The 21,811-nt window shown below is 52.4% G+C and carries 16 protein-coding genes; 5 read left to right on the top strand and 11 right to left on the bottom strand.

What is annotated here, in order from left to right; translation table 11 throughout:
• Positions 1-88: 88 nt before the first annotated feature.
• Entirely contained in the window at positions 89-1,327 is a 1,239-nt protein-coding gene (locus ACYVJM_RS23850; RefSeq protein WP_461150749.1) for a tetratricopeptide repeat protein, read from the top strand.
• Positions 1,328-1,412: 85 nt separating this feature from the next.
• On the opposite strand, the gene ACYVJM_RS23845 is transcribed toward ACYVJM_RS23850, so the two are convergent.
• Complete coding sequence (locus ACYVJM_RS23845) at positions 1,413-2,183, bottom strand: AMP nucleosidase (RefSeq protein ID WP_461150748.1); 771 nt, start codon at positions 2,181-2,183, stop codon at positions 1,413-1,415.
• Between the two features lie 155 nt (positions 2,184-2,338).
• Here ACYVJM_RS23845 and ACYVJM_RS23840 point away from each other — a divergent pair, with 155 nt between their 5' ends.
• Positions 2,339-2,782 carry a type I restriction enzyme HsdR N-terminal domain-containing protein gene (locus ACYVJM_RS23840; protein WP_461150747.1) on the top strand — a complete coding sequence of 148 codons (444 nt, stop codon included), beginning with the start codon at positions 2,339-2,341 and terminating at the stop codon, positions 2,780-2,782.
• Between the two features lie 102 nt (positions 2,783-2,884).
• Here ACYVJM_RS23840 and ACYVJM_RS23835 read toward each other — a convergent pair whose 3' ends face one another.
• The 4 genes from ACYVJM_RS23835 to ACYVJM_RS23820 all read right to left on the bottom strand — a co-directional run bounded on the left by ACYVJM_RS23835 (position 2,885) and on the right by ACYVJM_RS23820 (position 6,713).
• The gene (locus ACYVJM_RS23835; protein WP_461150746.1) at positions 2,885-3,454 is read right to left on the bottom strand and encodes a YceI family protein; all 570 of its coding nucleotides are present in this window, start codon (positions 3,452-3,454) and stop codon (positions 2,885-2,887) included.
• Positions 3,455-3,512: 58 nt separating this feature from the next.
• A complete protein-coding gene (locus tag ACYVJM_RS23830; protein ID WP_461150745.1) occupies positions 3,513-3,968 on the bottom strand; it encodes a MarR family winged helix-turn-helix transcriptional regulator in 456 nt (151 codons plus the stop codon).
• A gap of 54 nt (positions 3,969-4,022) precedes the next feature.
• Entirely contained in the window at positions 4,023-6,074 is a 2,052-nt protein-coding gene (locus tag ACYVJM_RS23825; RefSeq protein WP_461150744.1) for a hypothetical protein, read from the bottom strand.
• Between the two features lie 117 nt (positions 6,075-6,191).
• Positions 6,192-6,713 (bottom strand): GNAT family N-acetyltransferase, encoded by a 522-nt coding sequence (locus ACYVJM_RS23820; protein ID WP_461150743.1) that lies wholly within the window; start codon positions 6,711-6,713, stop codon positions 6,192-6,194.
• Between the two features lie 177 nt (positions 6,714-6,890).
• Here ACYVJM_RS23820 and ACYVJM_RS23815 point away from each other — a divergent pair, with 177 nt between their 5' ends.
• Positions 6,891-7,487, top strand: coding sequence for a Maf family protein (locus ACYVJM_RS23815; RefSeq protein ID WP_461150742.1), 597 nt, complete (start codon positions 6,891-6,893; stop codon positions 7,485-7,487).
• A 42-nt stretch (positions 7,488-7,529) separates the two neighbouring features.
• Positions 7,530-10,376 (top strand): alpha-amylase family glycosyl hydrolase, encoded by a 2,847-nt coding sequence (locus tag ACYVJM_RS23810; protein ID WP_461150741.1) that lies wholly within the window; start codon positions 7,530-7,532, stop codon positions 10,374-10,376.
• A 180-nt stretch (positions 10,377-10,556) separates the two neighbouring features.
• Here ACYVJM_RS23810 and ACYVJM_RS23805 read toward each other — a convergent pair whose 3' ends face one another.
• The 5 genes from ACYVJM_RS23805 to ACYVJM_RS23785 form a co-directional block, all read right to left on the bottom strand.
• Complete coding sequence (locus ACYVJM_RS23805; RefSeq protein WP_461150740.1) at positions 10,557-11,600, bottom strand: NAD(P)-dependent alcohol dehydrogenase; 1,044 nt, start codon at positions 11,598-11,600, stop codon at positions 10,557-10,559.
• 29 nt (positions 11,601-11,629) lie between these two features.
• Complete coding sequence (locus tag ACYVJM_RS23800; protein WP_461150739.1) at positions 11,630-12,736, bottom strand: SDR family oxidoreductase; 1,107 nt, start codon at positions 12,734-12,736, stop codon at positions 11,630-11,632.
• A 172-nt stretch (positions 12,737-12,908) separates the two neighbouring features.
• Positions 12,909-14,516, bottom strand: coding sequence for a Na+/H+ antiporter (locus tag ACYVJM_RS23795; protein WP_461150738.1), 1,608 nt, complete (start codon positions 14,514-14,516; stop codon positions 12,909-12,911).
• A 188-nt stretch (positions 14,517-14,704) separates the two neighbouring features.
• Positions 14,705-18,055, bottom strand: coding sequence for a glycosyl hydrolase (locus tag ACYVJM_RS23790; RefSeq protein WP_461150737.1), 3,351 nt, complete (start codon positions 18,053-18,055; stop codon positions 14,705-14,707).
• 83 nt (positions 18,056-18,138) lie between these two features.
• Positions 18,139-19,107, bottom strand: coding sequence for an AraC family transcriptional regulator ligand-binding domain-containing protein (locus ACYVJM_RS23785; RefSeq protein ID WP_461150736.1), 969 nt, complete (start codon positions 19,105-19,107; stop codon positions 18,139-18,141).
• Between the two features lie 132 nt (positions 19,108-19,239).
• Between ACYVJM_RS23785 and ACYVJM_RS23780 the strand changes: the two genes are divergently transcribed.
• The gene (locus ACYVJM_RS23780; RefSeq protein WP_461150735.1) at positions 19,240-19,617 is read left to right on the top strand and encodes a hypothetical protein; all 378 of its coding nucleotides are present in this window, start codon (positions 19,240-19,242) and stop codon (positions 19,615-19,617) included.
• A 54-nt stretch (positions 19,618-19,671) separates the two neighbouring features.
• Here ACYVJM_RS23780 and ACYVJM_RS23775 read toward each other — a convergent pair whose 3' ends face one another.
• On the bottom strand, positions 19,672-21,798 hold the full coding sequence (locus ACYVJM_RS23775) for a xanthine dehydrogenase family protein molybdopterin-binding subunit (protein ID WP_461150734.1): 2,127 nt from the start codon (positions 21,796-21,798) through the stop codon (positions 19,672-19,674).
• Positions 21,799-21,811 lie beyond the last annotated feature (13 nt).

The raw sequence follows: 21,811 nt of genomic DNA, 5'->3' as shown, positions 1-21,811 counted from the left end.
ACACACACTTTGAAGTACTTAGGTTACAAAAACCAAAAACATATTACTGCTCATTCAGTAAAAACTTACTATAACTTTTACTACAAGAATGAAGCGACTTTTATTGCCGATTGTCTCCCTGTTTTTGGGAGTCACCTTTTCTGTTCCCGTTACCGCTCAACAGACTGCGGTTGAGTTCTTCGAAAATGGAATTAACCGCAGCAAATCAAGTGATTTTACGGGTGCTCTTCAGGCCTTCAGCATGGCCATCTCCATGAACCCCGAAAACGCACCCAGCTATTACAACCGGGGCCTGGCCAAAGCCAACTTAAAAGACCATCGGGGTGCCATTCTCGATTATGACAAGGCCATCGAACTCAATGGCAAAGATGCGATGGCCTATCTCAGCCGGGGTGTGAGTAAAAGCCGGCAGGAAGATCACCGGGGCGCTCTGCTCGACTTTAGCCGTTCCATTGAACTTAACCCGGATGATCCCCAGGCGTATTATAACCGCGGAATCAGCCGCAGCCGCATTGACCAATACCAGAGTGCGCTGACCGACTTCTCTAAGTCCATCGAACTTGAGCCAACAAATGCCCATTCCTATTATGCCCGCGCGGTCACGAAGCAGAAATTAAATGACTTCGCCGGCAGCATACCTGACTTTGTAAAAGTTATTGACATTACCCCAAAACGGGCACAGGCCTACGCTGGTCGGGGTCTGTCTAAAGTGGAGCTGAAAGACTTTGCCGGTGCTATCACCGACCTTAATAAAGCGATCGAGCTAAGTCCGGAGGATAGTGAATCTTATTTTCACCGGGCCTACGCCAAAGGAAAGCTCGACGATTATAAGAGTGCGTTGCCTGATTACGAACGGGCACTGGCGTTAAAGCCGGATCATTACCGGGCTTATTACGGGCGAGGCTTTTGTCGAAGTAAATTAGGTGATCAAAAAGGAGCCGTTCAGGATTTTAACCAGGCTATTGAGATTAATAATGTGAATGTCGACGCGAAAGTTGTTTATAACGGCCGGATCACCCATGCGATTCTCGACAATCTGCGCAACCTGGTTCAGGAGCGCGACAAAATCAACGACTTAAGTCTCGAACGCGCCGAAGCGTATTTCAGCCGGGCTTTGATCAAGTCGGCTCAGGGTGACCAGAAGGCAGCCCTCACCGATTGCAATAGCGCGATCAAACTTAAGCCCGGTTATGCCGAAGTGTTCTACGTGCGGGGTCTCATTAAACACAGTCTCGGCGATGAAAATAGTGGCTGTCTCGACCTGTCCAAATCGGGCGAACTAGGCTATACGCCAGCGTATAAGGTGATTAGTGAGTATTGTAATTAGTATTAGGAGTGAGGAGGCTGACGCGTCAGCAAAATACATGCGTCAGCCTCCTCACTCCTGATACTAATACTCATTACAATACTAATCATTCAAACTTCAGGTGCTTTACGGAGTCGCCGGAGGATTCCAGTTCCAGCAGGGCGTCGATACCGATTTCCAGGTGGACGTTCACAAACTGACCCGTTACGCGTTTGTCGCTTTCTTCCGTTTTGACGCCTTCCGGCACGAGCGGGTTATCCGATACGAGTAACAAAGCACCGTGTGGAATGGAATTGACAAAGCCAACCGTGAAAATGGTAGCCGTTTCCATGTCGATGGCCATTGCCCGGAGTTCACGCAGGTAATCTTTGAATACCTCGTCGTGCTCCCATATACGTCGGTTCGTTGTGTATACGGTGCCGGTCCAATAGTCCAGCTCGTAGCGTTTGATGGTCGACGATACGGCCCGCTGCAGCCGGAATGACGGCAAGGCTGGAATTTCGGGACGCATGTAATCGTTGCTGGTACCCTCCCCCCGAATGGCCGCAATAGGTAATATAAGGTCGCCAACCTGCGTCTTTTTCAGCCCGCCACATTTACCTAAAAACAAGACAGCTTTAGGGTTGACTGCCGAGAGCAGATCCATAACCGTAGCCGCCATGGCACTGCCCATACCAAAGTTTATGATGGTGATGTTATTAGCCGTTGCAGTCTGCATGGCCCGTCCCATTCCGAAAATCTCGACATCGAATTTTTTGGCGAAGAGCTCGACATAGTTGATAAAATTGGTCAGCAAAATGTATTCGCCGAATACCTCAATAGGGGTGCCGGTGTAGCGGGGCAGCCAGTTCTGAACGATTTCTTCTTTTGTCTTCATGTTTTTTGTGGGAGGAGTTAGTGAGGAGAAACGAGGAGTGAGGAGGACTGACGCCTGTATTGCTTTCGCCGGTCTGCCGACCAGCATCAACAAAAAGGGATGTATCCACCCTCCTCACTCCTCGCTCCTAACTACTAATTTCTTATCTTCGAGGTATGGTTGCGCTGAACCTCCCTGTTTTCGATTGTAAAATTAAGCAAGTCGAAGGGAAACCTTACATTTTCGATTCATTACGCCGGAAGTACGTGCGGCTGTCGCCAGAAGAGTGGGTGCGGCAGCATATTGTCAATTTACTATTAACCCATTACGCTTACCCGAAAGCACTCATTCGAACAGAGGGCGGGTTAATCTTGAACCAAACCCAAAAACGTACGGATGTAGTCGTGTTTGACCGGCAGGGCAATCCTTTTCTGGTTGTAGAATGCAAAGCCCCGCATATTCCGCTTACCCAATCGGTATTTGATCAGATAGCCCGTTATAATTCCGTTCATAAGGCACCGTATGTGGTCATCTCCAACGGCCTGACCCACTACTGCTGCGGCATTGATCATGAGACTGCCGACGTCCGGTTTCTGGATGACTTTCCGGCCTTCGTTTAGAAAACGGCTTCTACGGAACTGCCCTCCCACCGGGCTCGGGCTGCGGAAAAAAAAATCCCTGCCACCGTTGGGTAGCAGGGATTTGTGTAGGGCAATGATACTTTAGTTCGCTTTCACAAGCTCACCAGCGGCCCGAATAGCAATTTCATCGCTAACAACGGCAGCAGGAATCGTCCCTAAAGTGAAGTCAGCACGTTTCACTTCACCCGTTACTTTAAAACCAGCCAGCGTTTTCTTGTTCTGTGGGTTTGTAACAGGACCTGTGATAACAGCGTCGAGCGTTACAGGCTTGGTTACACCGTGCATCGTCAGGTCGCCCATCAGTTTGTATTTGTTACCCGATACTTTGGTAATCGACTTGCTCTTGAACTCAAGCGTTGGGTATTTGGCGGCATCGAAAAAGTCAGGGCTTTTCAGGTGGCCATCACGCTTCTCCTGGTTCGTGTTGATGCTGCTGACATCGGCGGTCAGGTCGATCTGAGCATCGGTGAAATCAGGTTTCGACGAGGTCATTTTCACATCGAAGTTCTGGAATTTACCGTCCACTTCAGATAGCATCATGTGCGTTACGGTGAACCCTAAGTTAGAGTGCGACTTGTCGAGCGTCCAGTTTTGAGCGAAAGCGCCTACTGTAGAGAACAACAGGGCAGCGATCATCGTAGCTTTTTTCATTGGTTTGTAATAGATAAATGGTTAGTAAATGCGTATAAAAATTAAAATCGTAACTCGTTCAGGCCCGCAGTCTGTCGAGCAGGTGGCTCAATGCTTCAGCTTCCTCAGCGGTTAATTTATCTTCAAACGACTTGTTTAAGGCATCCTGATGCGTATCCAGTTGTTTGAGCAGTGCCAGACCTTTTTCGGTAATGATCACATCGACAGCCCGGCGGTCGCTGGGGCATTCGGTACGCAGCACCAGTTTCTTGGCAACCAGTTTGTCCACCAACCGCGATGCATTCGACATTTTATCGAGCATTCGCTCCGTAATATCCGATACCTTGATCGGGTTTGGATGCTGACCACGCAAAATCCGCAACACATTGTACTGCTGCAAGGTGAGTTTGAACGGTTTCAGCAAATGTGTCTGGCTGCCAGCTATCCAGTTACTGGTGTACATCAAATTAACGATCACTCGCTGGTACGGCGATCGGAACGGTGTGCTTTGCTTGATGTCAGTTTCTATAGACATGCAACAAAGATAGTGCAATTGTATTTAATGTTCCTACATTTAATTCAACTATTTTTATCGATATGGAATAATTTGTGGAGCGGATAGATCAAAGTCCCGTAACCGCAGCGTAGAGATGCCTTCAAACGCCTGCCGGAACGGCATTGTGTTGCCCGGAATGTTCGGGTAATACGCCAGCCGAATCTGGAAACTATTGAACGTGAGGTTCTCATTGCGGAGCCGGAAGCCAATGCCATAGCCCTGATACAGCGGACCACTTAAGAGCGGTCGGTCGGGAAAACTAGCCAGACCCAAGTTGGCGAATGTGACAAACGCAACCCGAAACCCGATCAGGTTGAGTTTGGAGAACAGCACATTCTCGTAATTGATAAACCAGCGCTTGGTACCAATCAGCGCATCGCTGGTAATCCCAATGCCGTCTGTATTAATCCCGCTTCCATTGCTGCTCAGGGTAACGTATTCATTGTCGAACCGATTGATGCCGGTCGTGAACCGGGTGTTGAAAAAATGACGCATGTTGCCCCATTTGGTTTTCATGAGCCGACTGAAATAGTTGGATTCCAGCGAGAAAACGCCCTGTTCGATCCGGTTATTCCGTACATATCCACCCACGCTGAGCAGTCCGTAGAGGTAGCCAAGGTGGCGAACGTATTTACCCTGCGAAAAATTAAAACCGGTATACAGCCGTTGGCCCAGTTCAGCGTTATCGAATCCGGCAATGGCAGCTATCGTCTCTCCGATGGGCACGTCTTCGGTGCGTCCAAAGCCATAAATCAGCACATCCCGAACGTACTTCCGGCGGGAGAACCCCACACTAAACAGGGTCGTGTGGCTATCCTGGTAAATCTGGTTGGTATCGGCCGTTACGTTGGGACGTGTGTTGTAGGCGTAGCTGGTGTAGCGAAGCGCAACCACCAGCCGGGAACGTCCCTTTTCCTCGGTATCGTTCTGCTTGTAGAATAGCCGAAACGAGCGGCCAATCCAGATATCGGAGTAATTGTAGCTGAGCGGCACCAGCAAAATGCTGTCATTTCGGGTGATCAGCCGGTTATTAATTTGGGTATGGTTCAACTCGATGGCCCCGGCATACTTCATGTCAGGCGTCAGAAAAGGGCGGTATAACCGAATGGATGCCTGTTTCAGATCGCGCAGGTACAGCATCGAAGCTTCGGCAGTCATGAAGGTTTTACCAATGAACGGAACCGTATACCGGGCCTGATATTCCAGCTTTTGCCGGGGGTCATTGGCCGCATAAGCTACCTGTGCAAACAAGTGATGACCCAGTCCTCTGAAATTGACCTGGTCGAAACCAACACTAAAGTTATTGAAGCCGCCGAAGCCGCCATTGGGCAAGAGCGACCATACATCCTGCGTGATCACGTAAACGTCCACAAACTGCTTGCTGCCCGGCCTGGGCAAAACCAGAATCCGGGCATCGTGAAAGATCGACGTGGTGCGCAGTAAGCGCTCATTGTCGCGCAGTACGTTCGGCTCAAGGGCATCCCCCTGCTGAAACAACAGGTATGAGTTACGAATTACGTGCTCTCGGGTGTTAAAATGTATCCGGTTGCCGGTACGCTCGAACCAGTTGCCCGGCTTACGCAGCGTATCGTAAACAGTCTGCCCAAAAACGCCCAGTCGCCGGATATAAATGTCGCCGATGATTTTTCCCTCGTACATCTTGAACGGATTGGCTTCGAGCTGACTGATTTCACCCGTTCGATCCCGGCTGTTGTACACATCCTGAAACACCGCATCATAAAACTGCCGGGTGAGCCGATGCTTATACATTTTTGTTTTCAGACGGCTGTAGAATACGCTATCCCGCTGTTGCAGTACACTATCGGGCAGCGAATTTTCCTTGATCGTATTCAACGAGTTTATCAGCGCCATCGAATCCACACTCATGGGCTTAATGACTTTATCCCGGAGGGTATCGATCTGGTACAGGGTTGGCGGGGGCAACTCAGTCGTTTTCTGCTCTGTTTTTGGTGGCTGGAGGCCAGGCTGGGCCGAAACTTTACCTGCACATCCGGCAACGACCACGAGCCACACCAGAACATGGTGCAGAACAAACCGATACAATGCCGGATAAACTTTTTTCATTTCTATATAAACGACAATTAGAATACTGCCGATGCAAATAGTTTAATCGGTCATGGTGATTGCCTCAGTAGTCAAGATCATTAACCCATTAACTAATCACCAATAACGATAAACAGGTCAATCAATTAACTGCTTTTGAAGCCAATAGTCCCGCTGTCGTTCTGAACCGAATTGAAAATAATGAAAGCCGAACCGCTCGAAGCCCATCGTTTTATAAAAAGCCTGGGCCCGTTCATTACGCTCCCAAACTCCAAGCCACACCGCCCGATACCCCTGTTCTTTAGCCCAGTCGAGGCAATGCGTCAGTAACGCCCGGCCCTGTCCCTTACCTATTTGCGAGGCCAGCAGATAAATACGCTGGATTTCTATGGCAGTACGTAATTTCATGCGTCTGGGTGGCGTGTGCCTCCTTAATTTTGCGAAACCAATCGGCACACCGTCCGACGAAACCATCAAAAAGAAAGTGGAACGGGGATCGGCCAGTTCAGCTTCCAGTATGGGCTGCGTAATGGCCGACTGAATGTATTCTTCGACAAGGTCAGCCGAATTGTGCGGTGGCCCGAAAGCTTCGCGCATCGTCACCGCCGACAATTCGGTCAACAAAGCTGCGTCGGCAGGGGTAGCAGGTCGGATAGTCACAAGATGTAAACTGTATGATATAAGCTGTATGATAGCTAAAATAGCCCTGTAAGGTGATGATTTACGAATATAAGTCGAAATTTACCAGCACCATTAGAAGACAAGCCCATTGATTTACCAGGCAGCCTAACGATCTACCTCACACATCATATACCATACATCTTATATCTTTTCCTCGTGTTATCATTACGTTATCCTTTATTACTGGCCTCCGGCTCGCCCCGCCGAAAACAGCTTATGACCGATGCGGGCTTTTCGTTCACCATCGAAACACGCCCCACCGATGAGCTTTTTCCCGACACCATGCCCGTCGATGAGGTGGCCGAATACCTCGCCCGTCAGAAAGCCGAGCAGTTTCTGAACGATCCCGAAGCCCCAAACCGCATTGTCCTGTGTGCGGATACGGTTGTCATTCTGGATAACCAGATCATGAATAAACCGCAGGACGAAGCCGATGCCCGCCGTATGCTCCGACTGCTCTCCGGCCGAACGCACCGGGTGCGCACAGGTGTGGCTATTCTGGCACCCTCAATGGAAGGTAAACCTGAAATGAATTCGTTTACCGACGAAACTATCGTTCAGTTTGCACCCCTGACCGACGATGAGATCAGCTATTACATCCGGGAATGCAAACCGTTCGACAAAGCCGGGTCATATGGCGCACAGGACTTCATCGGTCTGGTAGGTATCGAGCGGCTGGAAGGCTCGTTCTATACCGTCATGGGCCTGCCCACGCACCGGGTCTACCAGGCCCTGAAAGCCTACATAAAATAGGAATAAACCTGTATGTTTGTGGCCTATTTCATCAACAACGCTATGAGGTCACATTACTACACATTTTTTCTTTTCATTATTCTGCTGGTTCCGGCCTTTGGCCAGGTCGTTACTACCCAGCCAACATTTCCCACGGCCGACGCCGAAATCACCCTTATTTTCGACCTGACGAAGTCAACCGATAGTCGGGCAAAGAGCCTGCTGGGCAAACAGGATGACGTTTATTTATGGTCGGGTGCCGGGTCGACGGCAAGCGGGAACGCGTTTGAGTACCAACCCACCGGACAAAGTGATTTTAGTAAACCCTTTGCACCGGGTAAAATGACCGCTCTGGGCGGGGATAAATGGCAGATCAAGCTCGTACCACGCACTTACTACGGTGTGCCGACCGGTACGCCCATTCGAAAACTTGGCCTATTGCTGAAAAGTGGGGACGGAAAAGCACAAACGGAAGACTTGTTCATCACCATTTACGATGCGAGTTTTAACCTGAGCCGGTTAGCACCGAGCCAAAAACAGTTTTATGTCGATGCCGATACGCCTTTGCCGGTACGCTACAAAAGCTCACAGTCGGCAACATTCAGCCTGACGCTGGATGGACAACCGACGGCCAATGCTTCCGGTACCGATTCACTAAATACCACGCTGAACACCGGCCGACAATCAGGTCTACTACGAACAGTTATTGTCCGGGCAACTTCATTAAGCGCAACGACCGGCATTACCGCCCTTGCCGACACGTTCTACTTTACCGTGAAGCCCTTGCCCGCCACAGCTGCGTTACCCGCAGGCTTACAGGATGGGATCAATTACACTGGTCCCAACAAGGCAACGCTGGTGTTATACGCACCGAAGAAAAGCTTTGTGTACCTGCTCGGCGAGTTCAACAACTGGACCCTGGACCCGGCCTACCTGATGAACCGGACACCCGACGGTACCCGCTACTGGCTCGAACTCCCCAACCTGCCCACCGGCGAAACGGCCTTCCAGTACCTAGTCGATGGAACTATCGGCGTGGCCGATCCCTACGCAGACAAGATTCTCGACCGGAACAACGATAAATTTATTCCGGCAACAACCTACCCTAATCTGAAAGCTTTTCCCGAAAAAGCACAGGGTAACACGGTTTCTGTCCTTCAGCCCGGCCAAACGCCTTACGTGTTTCAGACAACCGGTTTCCAGCGGCCCGCCGTCAACACGATGGTCATATACGAGTTGCTGGTTCGTGATTTTGTCCAGAATCGCAGCTACCAGACCCTCACCGATAGTCTGGCGTACCTGAAACGGCTCGGCATTAACACCATTGAGCTGATGCCCGTTACGGAGTTTTCGGGTAATGATTCGTGGGGATATAACCCGACGTTCTATTTCGCCCCCGACAAAGCCTACGGGACCAAGACGGCTCTCCGGCAATTTATCGACGCGGCTCACAAGCAGGGAATTGCCGTAGTACTGGACATGGTGCTGAACCAGGCCGACTACGAGTTTCCGTACGTAAAAATGTACTGGGCAGGCGATCGCCCCTCGACAGACAGCCCCTATTTTAACCAGCAGGCTACGCACCCGTACAGCGTCTTTTTCGACTTCAACCACGAGAGCCCGGATACCAAAGCCTTTGTGGATCGCGTCTGTAAATACTGGTTGCAGGAATATAGGGTAGATGGCTTTCGATTTGACCTCTCGAAGGGATTTACCCAGAAAATTTCGGGAAATGATGTAGCCGCCTGGGGAAACTACGATGCCAGCCGGATTGCGATCTGGAAACGCATTTACGACCAGATCCGCACGGTCGATCCAACGGCCTACGTCATTCTCGAACACTTCGCCGATAATGCCGAAGAAACGGAGCTGGCGAATTATGGTATGCTGCTCTGGGGAAATCATAACGGCGATTTCCGGGGGGCTGCCCGCTCCGCTCAGGGCGATTTCTCGGGCATATCGTACCAGAAACGCAACTTCCAAAAGCCAAATCTGATCGGTTACGCCGAAAGTCACGATGAAGAACGGCTCGTTTTTGATTTCCGCCAGAATGGGGCCGCCACGGGTTCGTACAGCATTAAGTCCTTGCCAACAGCCCTTGATCGGGCCAAACTAACGGCGGCTTTCCTGCTGGCAGTGCCCGGGCCAAAAATGATCTGGCAATTCGGCGAACTGGGGTACGACCTCTCCATAAACACCTGCTCCGATGGCACGACCATCAAAGACGACTGCCGAACGGCGGCTAAACCCATCCGGTGGACGTATTATCAGGACGCCGACCGGCAGAAATTGTATAAAGTATACAGTGCCCTGATTAACCTCAAAACAACGGTGCCGGCTTTTGCCACCACGGATTTTACGACCGATTTTACCGGTGTGGTGAAACGGCTAACCTTGCGCAGTGCATCAGGAACCGTTTTCCTGATTGGCAATTTCGACACCAAGGCCCAGACAGTATCGGCGGGCTTCCCATCGAACGGCAAATTGTATCATTTCTTTACCGGGCAGGAGGTGCAGCTTACCGACGCCAACCAATCGGTTACGCTGGAGCCGGGCGCGTTTCACCTGTATTCGACCACCAAACTCCCAACACCCGAAGCGGGCCTTGTCCCCTTCGCGCTGGTACCGGGTGTCGTAACGGCGGTTGAACAGGAAGCCGACAGCCAGTTGCTCATTTCGCCAAATCCCGCAGGGGAGCAGACGGTTGTGGAGATCAACAGCCGTTACCGGGGTGGCGTAGCATTCAACCTGCGCGAATCGGGTGGTCGGTCGGTCCGGTCCTGGAACGCACCCAAAACCAGCGACCGATTCCACCAGCCAATCGATCTGCAACAGCTGCCAACCGGGATTTACTACCTTCAAATTCAGCAGGGAGATCAGCACAGCATCTTGAAGGTATTGAAGCGGTAGCCGCCGTTTAGCACACGATTAAAAACGGATAACAGGTAGTAACAACCATCCTGTATACCGTGAAGCCGGGTTGAAGAACCCGGCTTCAAATAGGTTTTGAGAAACCTACCTGAGTCAGGGTTGAGAACCTGACTTCACGATTACATCAGGATGACTCCTATTTTACCTGACAGACGTATTTTACAGCGTAGCCATATCGATCACAAACCGATACCGCACATCGCCTTTCAGCATCCGTTCGTAAGCTGGTTGAATGTCCTTGATGTCGATCATCTCAATATCCGAAACAATGTTGTGTTCGGCGCAGAAATCCAGCATTTCCTGCGTTTCGGCAATACCGCCAATCGTAGAACCGGCAATGCTTTTACGGCCGGGAATCAGACTAAACGCCAGCAGGGCCGAAGGTGTTGGAGGTGCGCCCACGCAGATATGCACGCCATCCGTTTTCAACAGACTCAGGTACTGGTTGTAATCATGCTCGGCGGAAACTGTATCCAGAATAAAATCAAAATAACCGGCAATTGACTCAAGCTGGGCCGGGTCGCTGGTAACGACGAACTTGTGCGCACCGAGCTTCCGGGCGTCTTCTTCTTTCTTCGGCGACGTGCTTAAAACGGTTACCTCCGCACCAAATGCCACACCGAATTTAACGCCCATATGGCCAAGGCCACCCAGTCCCAGAACGGCCATTTTATGGCCTTTGCCTACCTTCCAGTGTTTAAGGGGCGAATAGGTCGTAATGCCCGCACAAAGCAACGGGGCCGTAGCAGCCAGATCGAGCGTTTCGGGAATATGGAGTACGAAATCTTCATTCACCACAATGGTATTGGAGTAGCCGCCGTAAGTAGGCGTTTTCCTGTCCTGTTCCAGACTGTTGTAGGTAAGTGTGTTGCCGTTGGTGCAATACTGCTCCAGACCATGCTGGCAGTTCTCACACACGCGGCACGAATCGACCATGCATCCGGTTCCGGCCAGATCACCGACTTTAAAATTCTTAACCTCACTACCGACGGCGACAACCCGACCAACGATCTCGTGTCCGGGCACCATGGGAAAAATACCCCCACCCCATTCGTCTCTGATCTGGTGAAGGTCGGAGTGGCAAACGCCACAAAAGGTAATATCGAATTGCACATCGTGCGGGCCAACATCGCGTCGGTCAAAATTCCAGGGTGCCAGTGCAGATTCTTTGGTCTGAGCGGCATAACTTTTTGTGTTAATCATACGATTTCAGTTTGCTAAGTGTGTTTTTTCTAAACGGGTTCAGCCCGCCGGGTTTCGCCATTGGCGGGAATTACGCGGTCGGCCTGTAGTTGCTTGAAAAGGTCGAAGAACGACTCATCAGTTGGCTGAAAAACCAGAAAACCAAGTTTACGACTCTTCGACATGTCGGTCATTACCTCAATAGGCCTTCCCAAATCAAGATCCGTATGCCAGGGAGACGCCACGCGGTTTAGCTTAGGCTCGACCAAGTGCTGCTTTTCGGCAATTTCCTGCCAAAGTGGGCCATCATTTGCCAGTTCGTCTTCCAATGGATGAACGGTGCCGTCGAAACCAACGGCTTCAATACCGAACCAGTCGGCAATTCGCTGCCACAGCCAGCTCCACCGGAACACATCTCCATTCACGACGTTGAACGCTTCATTCTGCGCGGCTTCGGTGGTGGAGGCCCAAATGAGGTGTTTGGCCAGCACGCGGGCGTCGGTCACATCCGACAGGCCTTGCCACTGGGCTTTGGACCCCGGCCACCGAAAAGGTCGCCCGCTGGCCTGGCACAGGGTAGCATAAGCGGCCAGGGTGCTTCCCATATTCATCATATTCCCCACGGCTTTCCCGATAACGGTATGCGGCCGGTGGATACTCCAGGTGAATCCATCCCGGGCGGCAGCAGCATACACTTCATCCTCCTGGGCGTAGTAAAAGTTCTCGATGTCAAGGCGCGGGTGCTCTTCCCGTAAGGGAGTTTCCGGCAAAAAACCATCCTTGGCGTAGGCATCGAATGGCCCGAGATAGTGTTTAAGCCCCGTCACCAGCGCAACATGTTGGACCGATTTTTTGGGGGCCAGAACATTAAGCAGATTGCGGACCATGGCCCCATTTACCCGGATATTTTCGGCTTCTGTCTCGTTCCGCATCCAGCTCGTAAAGAACACGTGAGTGGGCTCGATTGTCGACAGCGCCGTTTGCAGGCTATCCGGACTCATCAGATCGGCAGCTACGGGCTGCAAATTGGCTAGTTCGGCATTGGGATTACGGGCCAATCCGTAGGTTAGCCACCCCTGGTTAATTAATTCGTGAGCAAGATTGCTGCCGGTAATTCCACTGGCACCAACAACTAAGGCAATTTTACGTGTACGCATACATTTGTCTGGTCTTGTCAACGCGTAGGTAGTGCTATCCGGCGTGATTGACTACAGACTAAACGGTGCTCACGCAGACAAGTTTTTTTCAGGCCGGTCTTTGTGTGAACCGATGTGCGATTTCTTAGCCGTACACTTACCCAAACCAGACCGCTTATGCCTTTGTACTCCGTTAGTTACCAGCAGCCTCCTGAACCAGCTTTTCCCGAACTTTAAATTCTTCCAGATCAACAAAAGAGAGGTATTTCCGGATTAGTTCTTCGTCAAACTCCATGCTGTGATTCATCTCGATCAGCGTATTTCGCTGCTGCTGCAACAGGTTCAGGTAGGTGCGTTGGTAGTCTATCATAGCGTTGGCACGGGTGTTATTCGTTTCGTTTAACTCCTTGTTGAGCAGGCGCAGATCAATGTTTAGCCGTTCGCGCAGGTTGGCGATGTGTTCATTGGTCAACTGGTTTTTTTCCAGAAAAGCAAGGGAGGTTTGGGTAATGGCTTTTTGGATGAGCAACTCCTGCTGTTGTTCCGGAATAGCGTTTACCATGCCCTTGAACTCCACTTTTTTAATTAACAAAGGCAATGTTAACCCCTGAAAAACCAGCGTGACCAGTATGACAATGAAGGTGATGAACAAAATCAGGTTACGATACGGGAAAGGCTGACCGGCTCCAATCAGCAAAGGAATTGACAGGGCCGCGGCCAGCGAAACCACACCGCGCATACCCGCCCAGCCTAAAATGAGGGGGCCGCGCCAGTCGGGATTCGGGTCGGCCACCGTGATGAACCGGCTGGCGAAGCGGGTGAAAAGGGCCGCGCCATACGTACAGAGCAACCGGCTTATCATCAGCACTCCCGAGATCGCCAGCCCATACCCAATGGCGCTGCTGATACTAACCGAGCCAAGCTGCGCAACAACGGGCGGCAGTTGAAGACCAATGAGCAGAAAGACCAGCCCATTCATGACGAACACAATGTTAGTCCACACATTTACGCCCTGTATCCGGCTCTGATAGGTCAGCATACTTTGCCGCTTGTTGGACAGGAGCAGCCCCCCACTCACGACCGCCAGTACACCCGAATAGTGAAGATGCTCGGCCCCGTAATACATGCAATAAGGCGTTACCAGCGTAAGTACGATTTCGATACTGGGCGTAGTTGGTAACCAACGGATGATGGCGTAGAAGATGACGCCGATCAGCAGTCCAACGCCTATGCCCATAAACACCACCAGACCAAAGCTGGTGGCGGCTTCCTGAAAGCGAAAATGCCCCGTTATAACGGCCGCCAGTGCAAACCGAAACACGATCAGGGACGACGCGTCGTTCAGTAAACTTTCGCCCTCGGCAATGCTCACCAGCGACTTGGGTACGTTGACCTGCCGCATAATGGTTGTTGCCGAAATGGCATCGGGTGGCGAGATGATGCCGCCCAGCAGGAACCCCAGCGCCAGCGTAAAGCCCGGAATAAGGGCTTGCGATACCAGGGCAATGACGCAGGAGGTGAGGATAACGATGGGAAAGGCAAAGCTGGTGATGACCCGTCGCCATTTCCAGAATTCTTTCCAGGACGTTTGCCAGGATGCTTCGAACAACAGAGGAGGCAGGAAAATAAAGAAAACCAGGTCCGGATCGATGATGATCGAAGAGAACTCATCCGTAAAGCTGAGCGCCAGCCCACCCAGCACCAGCACAATCGGATAGGCCAGCCGGAGCTTATTGGCCAGCATGACCAACCCCAGAATAATCAGGATAAGAAAGATGTATTCTATAAACAATCCTTGCATAGTGAAGATACCTGATAAAGAACGAAAGCCCGGAAGTGGGCTTTCGAAAGGTCGCATTACCGTATGTACTATCCAAGGATAAACGCCTTATCATATCCAGAGGTCGTTTAAAACGTACTGAGCTGGAAACGCAGCAGGGTTTCGGAATGCTGGCACGAGCAAATGCTCGCGCCAGCCTAGGCATTAGTTTAGTTCGACGTAGCCGCCAGCACCCGAACGGGGCCCATCAGGCCCGACGGCAGCAAGGGCGAATTGGCGCGGTAGAACGGGATGGTCGTAAACGTAATTTTGTTGGTCACGCCCGGCTGTGCATCGCCCACCAACCGATTTACCCAGAGGTTCGTTACCTTGATCTGCACCGTGTTGGCACCGGCTTTCAGTGCGTCGGTGATGGGCAGGCGGAAGGGTTTCTTCCAGACAATTCCCATGTTTTTGCCGTTCACAATCACTTCGGCCAGGTTCTTTACGTCGCCCAGATCGAGGATGTACGAAGCTCCTTTAGTTACCATTGGTAGCTCAATTGAATTGACGTAGGTAGCCGTACCCGAGAAGTACTTGATCCCGGCATCGGTATTGTCAGTCCACGACGCCAGCTTAGCCAACGTAGTGCCCCCTTGCGGAGCGCCACGACCTTCCTGAAAGCTTACCGTCCAGGCACCATCCAGCCGCGCCACCGCCGACTCCGTAACGGATGGTTTTGTGTAAGCCATTACAGGAGCCTTATCGCCGAACACAATGAAATAGGCATCCCACGACTCGAACCGAAGCGGAATGATCGTTCGTCCATCTTTTATCTGATACGAAACCGTTTCCGTTTTGCCCGTTTGCGGATTCCACAACTGGGGCACTTTACCCGTTACCCGGAAGCTGATCTGCGCTTCGTTCGTCTTGTCGCTCCGGTTATTGAGCCAGTAGATGTCCTGCCCGGCCGTTTGGCGATGGACGTAGAGGATTTCGGCAGAAGCCCCCGATATGGCCACATCTCTGGCAACACCCATCTCGCTCAATACGGCGTCAATCGGTTTGGTCGACACGGTTGGCTGGCTCCATATCTGATTGACCAGGGTGGTAAACTCGGCAGGGTTATCGCTCAGGCTTGGCGACCGCTCAGGTTTGGCACCCGTAACATGCATACCGGCTTTCACCAGTTCGCCCAGTTTTTTCAGCGTCGGCAGGGTCATGTAACGCGCCGATGCATCCAGTACCAGCAGGTGGTACGGCTGGCCGCTCTTCGCCACGATCTTCCCGCCCGCTACATGTATGGCCGTTTTGAGTGCCGTTGCATTCACAAAATCATATTCATAGCCCGCCGGGAAGTCAGGCAGTTTGGTAGCGCAAAGCTGGGTGATGTTGTTATTCTCTCCGTAATAGTACAACACATCGACAACCGGTTTGCCCTGCTGCAGCAGGTAGCAGCTCCGGGCCAGGTAGCCGGTCCAGGCTTTGGCCTGTTCGGCCCAGGTTTCATGACGGGTAAAATACTGGCCGAATGGCCCCAGCGAAAAACCGGGTATTTTATCGTCCAGCGGCTGGTGAACGGACGTATGCACGACAAAACGGTTCAGGCCCGAGGCCATTTCCAGATCGGCGGTGCGCTTCAGTTTCTCGGGGTGGAAACTGAACGCGTTGCCCACCGATGTCATCGACTCGGCCGCCACCAGATTCTGCCCGTAAATATGCGCCACCGACGCCGACTCGCGAATATCGGCCTGGCTACGGGGTTCTTCGTTGCTGCCCTGACCCAGACTTCCGGGGGTCCACATAGCCGACATCGGAATATCGGCGTTCCGCTTCACATCCATGCCATCGGCCAGATAGATCCGTTTGTTTTCGTGCGACTCTGTGTAGCGTTTCATACCCCGTTGGTGCAGGGCGTCGCCAATGACATCGTAATGGTTATCGGAAATCAGTTCGCCAATGGTCCGGCGGTAGTCCCACAGAAATCTCTCACTTGCTTCGGCGCTTTTCACCACGCGACCTGCCAGCACCGGAAGCCAGGGGGTAAGGCTGTAGCCGCGCCGTTTGGCAAACTCGTCGGGCATGGCTTTGGTCCAGGTCATGGCGCCGGCTTCGTAGCTGTCGAGCACCATGTATTCCAGTCCCTGCTTACCCAGCAGGCCACCCGTTGCATCCTTGTACATATCGAGGTAGGTATCGATATATTTCCGAACGGCCACCTTATCCAGTTTGTCAACTTCCAGCCCCGTTGCTTCGGGCGATGCGGGGTGATTTTGCCGACCCGTGAGTGAATAACCCATTCGCATAACGACCCAGGTACCGGCCGGAGCGGTCCAGTTCAGGCTGCCATCGGGATTCATTTTACCCGTCAAATCCACCACGTCCTCCATTGGAATGGCATCCGCAGACGTTGATGCGGCAGGTAGTTTATCTTCCCACCAAGGGCTGAACCCGGCTTTTTCTTCAACCTTGTCGATACGGTCGGTGTTGTGCAATATCAGTTCAGCCACATTGACTCCCTCCGGTTTCCCCGGCTTGTCCTCTCCGCCCATCAAAGCAGCAAAACGATTTCCGGCGGGGGGTAAGGTTTTGAAGGTAACCCGGAAATATCTAGCCGTTGTAGGTGAAAAACTGAGCGTAGTCTGCGCTACGGTACTGCCCGGAATGACGCTAACCTCCCGGAAATTAACGCCGTCGTCGCTCACTTTTAACGCCCGGTTGTTAGGGGAACCCTCAAATTCGGCCAAGACTCCCCCACTGGCCGCTCCCACAATGGAGAGTGCTTTGAACATCTGCGGCCGGTCGAACTCGTACTGAATCCACATCTCCTGACCAACCTCCATAGGTGGCAGGGTTTTGGCATTGGTCAGGTCGCCATCGGTCAGGTCGCTTAGACTAAAGGAGCCTCCGCTGGACGTAACTTTAGGGTTAAGCGCCGACAGAAGTGTTTCACTTTCAGGGACACGATAGGCAATTACGGCCGCATCCTGATAGAAGGTGGGCAATACCCCGACTGTCCCGCCGAACCCTCCACCTCCGGCGGGCAGGGGTATGTGCTGAAAATTACCCGTTGTAGCTGCTGGCTGGGGTAGTTTCCCGACAAATGCGTTGCCGCCCGCTACCCGCGTTTCTGTCCAGACGTATTTCTTCATGGCATCGCCGGGGGGCACCCACGGACCACCCGTCACGCTCCAACCCGGCGAACCGGCAATGGCCATTTCGAGCTGCAGTTTCCTGGCCAGTTCGGTTGTGAACTTAAAGGCATCTTTCCACTCGGGCGTCATGAACACCAGCTTTTTAGGCACCACGTTGGGCGTCATCAGGCTGGCGTCGAAGTTCTGAAACCCGCCAATACCCACGCGCTTCATCCATTCGAGATCTTTCTGAATACCTTCTTTGGTGATATTGCCATTCATCCAGTGCCACCAGACACGCGGTTTAGCGGCAGCGGGGGGCGTAATAAACTGCTGCTGGAGTGCGGCATCGCCACCTGTTGCCGGTAGATTTTGTTTTTTCGTCTGACCAAAACTGGTCTGAATAATAAGCGGTAAGGTTAGGCAAAGAGAGGCAAGGTGCTTCATGAACAGAGCGGTTTATAGGATAATTTATAGCAAATTTAGCACAATAATCACACTGCACTTTCCTACACATACCCACCACTTCCCTAACCCGCCAATTGCTGACGCCATTTTCGAGCGGCATGGAGGTAAGCACTCGAAGCCGAATAACCCAGCAAATAAGCAATGTCCTGCGTTCCTAATGTTCGGCCCCGTTCCAGATGAGTCGCCATCTGGCGTTTGATGTCGTCCGCAATGGACCGGAACGAAGTGCCCTCCTCAGTCAGCTTGCGCTGAAAGGTTCGGTGACTCATGGCAAACTGACTCACCACCTCATCCAGACACGGTAACTCGGGCGAACAGAGATTGAGGATCATGGTGCGGACCTGATCGGCAAACGGGCTGCGCCGGATCGGAGACTGACCCAGCAATTGCAGAAAAACAGGCAATAACACGTCCAGATTCTTAAGCCGCCGACGATTGATCGAACCACCAACCAACCGCAGTTCTACCAACAGTCGGTGAGCATCAGATGATGTAACAGCGCTTGCACAGAGCCGTCGGTACTCATCCAACTGGCGATACGGCAACTCTACGCCAGCAATGTCGCCTTCGATCATCAGACCGATTTCCCGATACATGAGGAACAGTACCGAGTCGAGTACCTGATTTTTCACAGGATTCTGGAGTTGGGGACTTTGCAGCTCAATGATCAGGTGGTCCTGATGCTGCGTCGTTACCAGATTAACCACGGGAAAGGTGCTTGCCAGATAGTCGGCCAGTAAACCTAAGGCCTGCTCAATGCTGGAAGCCGCCAGCGAGATTTGATAGACCAGCCCCAGCGCCCGTAAATTCAGGTAGTAACCATAATGCAGACCCAGGAATGGGTCCCGGCCATGATCGAGCATACACGCCCAAAGCCTGGTATAATCTGCCAGACTTACCCAGCCCTGTTCATCCGTCAAATCAGCTTCAGGAACATCCAGTTGGCTCAGGAGAAGCCGCCTGTCTAAACCTTTGCAGACGGCATAGTCAAGAAGGTTGATGAGGTGCTGGCTGGAGAGGGTATTACGCATCGGGGCGGGGTCGTTGAGTTGACGCAAAATAGCCAAAATTTGGCGCAAAATATCAATTCAACCTCGTTTCGGAACCCGATTTTTGTCCTGTTCAATATTAAAAAAATCAGTTCATCAAAAACCATTTCCGTCATGAAATCGCTGCAAACTGTTTTGATCATCAATGCTGTTAGTTCGGGAGCAACCGGCCTTTTGTTATTGGCATTCACTAACCCAATCGCCCAGCTTTTCGGGCAATCCTCGACGGGTGTTTTCACCGAAGTGGGCATTTTTCTGGTCGCCTTCGCCGGGTTTGTCTTTTATCAGAGCCGCCGGAATAGCCTGTCGGTGAGTGCCGTTCGATCCATCGTTGCTCTGGATTTGCTGTGGGTGGTGGCCAGTGTTATTCTGTTGGTATGGCCCTCGGTGGAGTTGACCGGATTGGGACAGGCCGCCATTGCCGCTGTTGCCCTATGGGTAGCCCTGATGGCGTATCTTCAGACGAATGGATTGAAGAAGCTAACGACTTAGAAAATCCGGAGTACCGACCGACCGTCGATGCGTCAGGCCGGTCGGTACTCCATCTTATAACAGCTTGTCGGGTGTAATCGGCAACTCCCGAACCCGCTTTCCGGTGGCATTGAAGATAGCGTTGGCAACAGCGGCTGCTACGCCAACAATGCCTACTTCGCCAATCCCTTTTACGCCGAGTGTGTTGGCTTTCTGATCGTCTTCACGAATAAAAATAGCTTCCATATCGCCAATGTCGAGGTTGGCCGGGACGTGGTAATCGGCGAAGGAGCGGGTAACGAAGTTGCCCCAGCGGGGATCGAGAACAGATTCCTCTGTCAGCGCCATACCGATGCCCCAGATGTTGCCGCCAATGATCTGCGAACGGGCTGTTTTGGGGTTCAGGATGGTGCCGGCACCCGTCACCGCCAGAAACCGGTTTACCCGCACCATGCCCGTAAACCGGTTCACAGCTACCTCCGCAAAATTGGCATTGAAGCTGTGCGCAGAATAGTCCTCGGCGCTCTCCAGCGGTTTGGCATCGATACGGGTCTGAAAATCGGTTAATTTTTCGGACAGCATCAGTTGTGAGGCCGTTGGGCGGGCGAAAAACTGCTTGCCGGAACGCGTTAGTAGTTCATCCGTAATTTTCTGGCAGGCGTCGTTCACGGCGTTGGCATAGCTGGACGCACCTACCGAACCCACCGACCCGGCGGCTGGCGGGAGGTCAGAATCGCCAATGACCACCTTGACGTTACGAAGGGGCAGACCGAGGGCATCGGCGGCCGTTTGCGTCAGGATCGTGTAGGTACCGGTCCCGAGGTCGGCAGCGGCCAGCTCAACCGTGGCCATCACGTCGTTAGCGGTGCGTTTCAGCTTCACGATAGCCGACGTAGGGCGTTGATGGGCGGGGTACGTGCCGGATGCAACACCGTAGCCAATCAGGTAATTGCCCTGTTGATTCTGGCGCGGTTCGGCTTTTCGTTTTTCCCAGCCGAAGGCCTTGGCCCCCACTTGTAAACAGTCGACCGCTTTCCGCGACGACCAGGGTTTACCGTTGGACGGATCGCGTTCCGGCTCGTTTTTGATGCGCAGCTCTATCGGGTCCATCTTCAGCGCGTAGGCCAGTTCATCCATCGCCGATTCGAGGGCGAAACTGCCGGTCGATTTGCCAGGGCCACGTGTGTAGGTCGGCAAAATCACGTTCATGGGCACCGCCCGATACGTTATGAGCGAGTTCGGTACGGCGTACATGACTTTCGAGCAATCGCCACAGGGCTCGACGAACTCTTCTTTTATGGCACCATGCGTCGTGATTTCGTGCGCCAGAGCCGTCAGCTTCCCGTCTTTGGTAGCGGCCAGACTCACTTTCTGGTGATTACGCTGGCGTAATCCCACTGAGTTCACCATCTGCTGACGGGTCAGTGCCAGCTTTACGGGGCGGTTCACCGCCTTAGCGGCCACCGCCGTTAATACCAGATTAGCCCACTGGCCACCTTTCGAGCCAAACCCTCCCCCAATGTAAGGCGTAATGATACGCACCTGCTCCGGTTTGATATTCAACGTATTGGCCGCAGCACTTTGCGCCCCGTTAACGATCTGCGAACTGTTATAGAGCGTTACACGATCCCCGTTCCATTCGGCAATGGTGGCGTGGGGTTCCAGCGGATGGTGGTGCTCGATGGGCGTTTCGTACACTTCCTCGACTTTGTACTCGGCATCACGAAGCGCGGCTTTGGCATCGCCCCGTTTGGCATCCGCTTTTTCTTTATCCTTGGGAAGTGTTGCCCCTTTGGCCAGTTTCTCGAAATCGACTTTCGGCTCCTTCTTATCGTAGGTAACGTTGATCAGGTGCGTGGCATGGCGGGCCTGCTCGAAGGTTTCAGCTACGACCAGACCAATATGCTGTCCGTAAAACTCGATCTCGGGGCTTTGCAGCAACGCACCTCCGCGAATTCCCCCGTTTACATTGAGCTTTGGGGCATTGGTATGGGTGATAACCGCCAGCACACCGGGCGCTTTTTCGGCCGCAGTGGTGTCGATGGTTCGAATCGTTCCGGCGGCAATTGTGCTTTTGAACAGCACGGCATAGGCCAGGTTCTTGACCGGAAAATCGGTCGAGTAAGTCGCTTTGCCCGTCACCTTGGCGATCCCGTCGATACGGCTGATGGGTGTGCCGGTCAGTTTGTTTTTGTCTTGCATGGAAGTAGTGACG

It is taken from the genome of Spirosoma pulveris (assembly GCF_054781875.1).
Note: the sequence above shows the minus strand (reverse complement) of the source record. Positions and strands in the feature narration are given on the sequence as shown.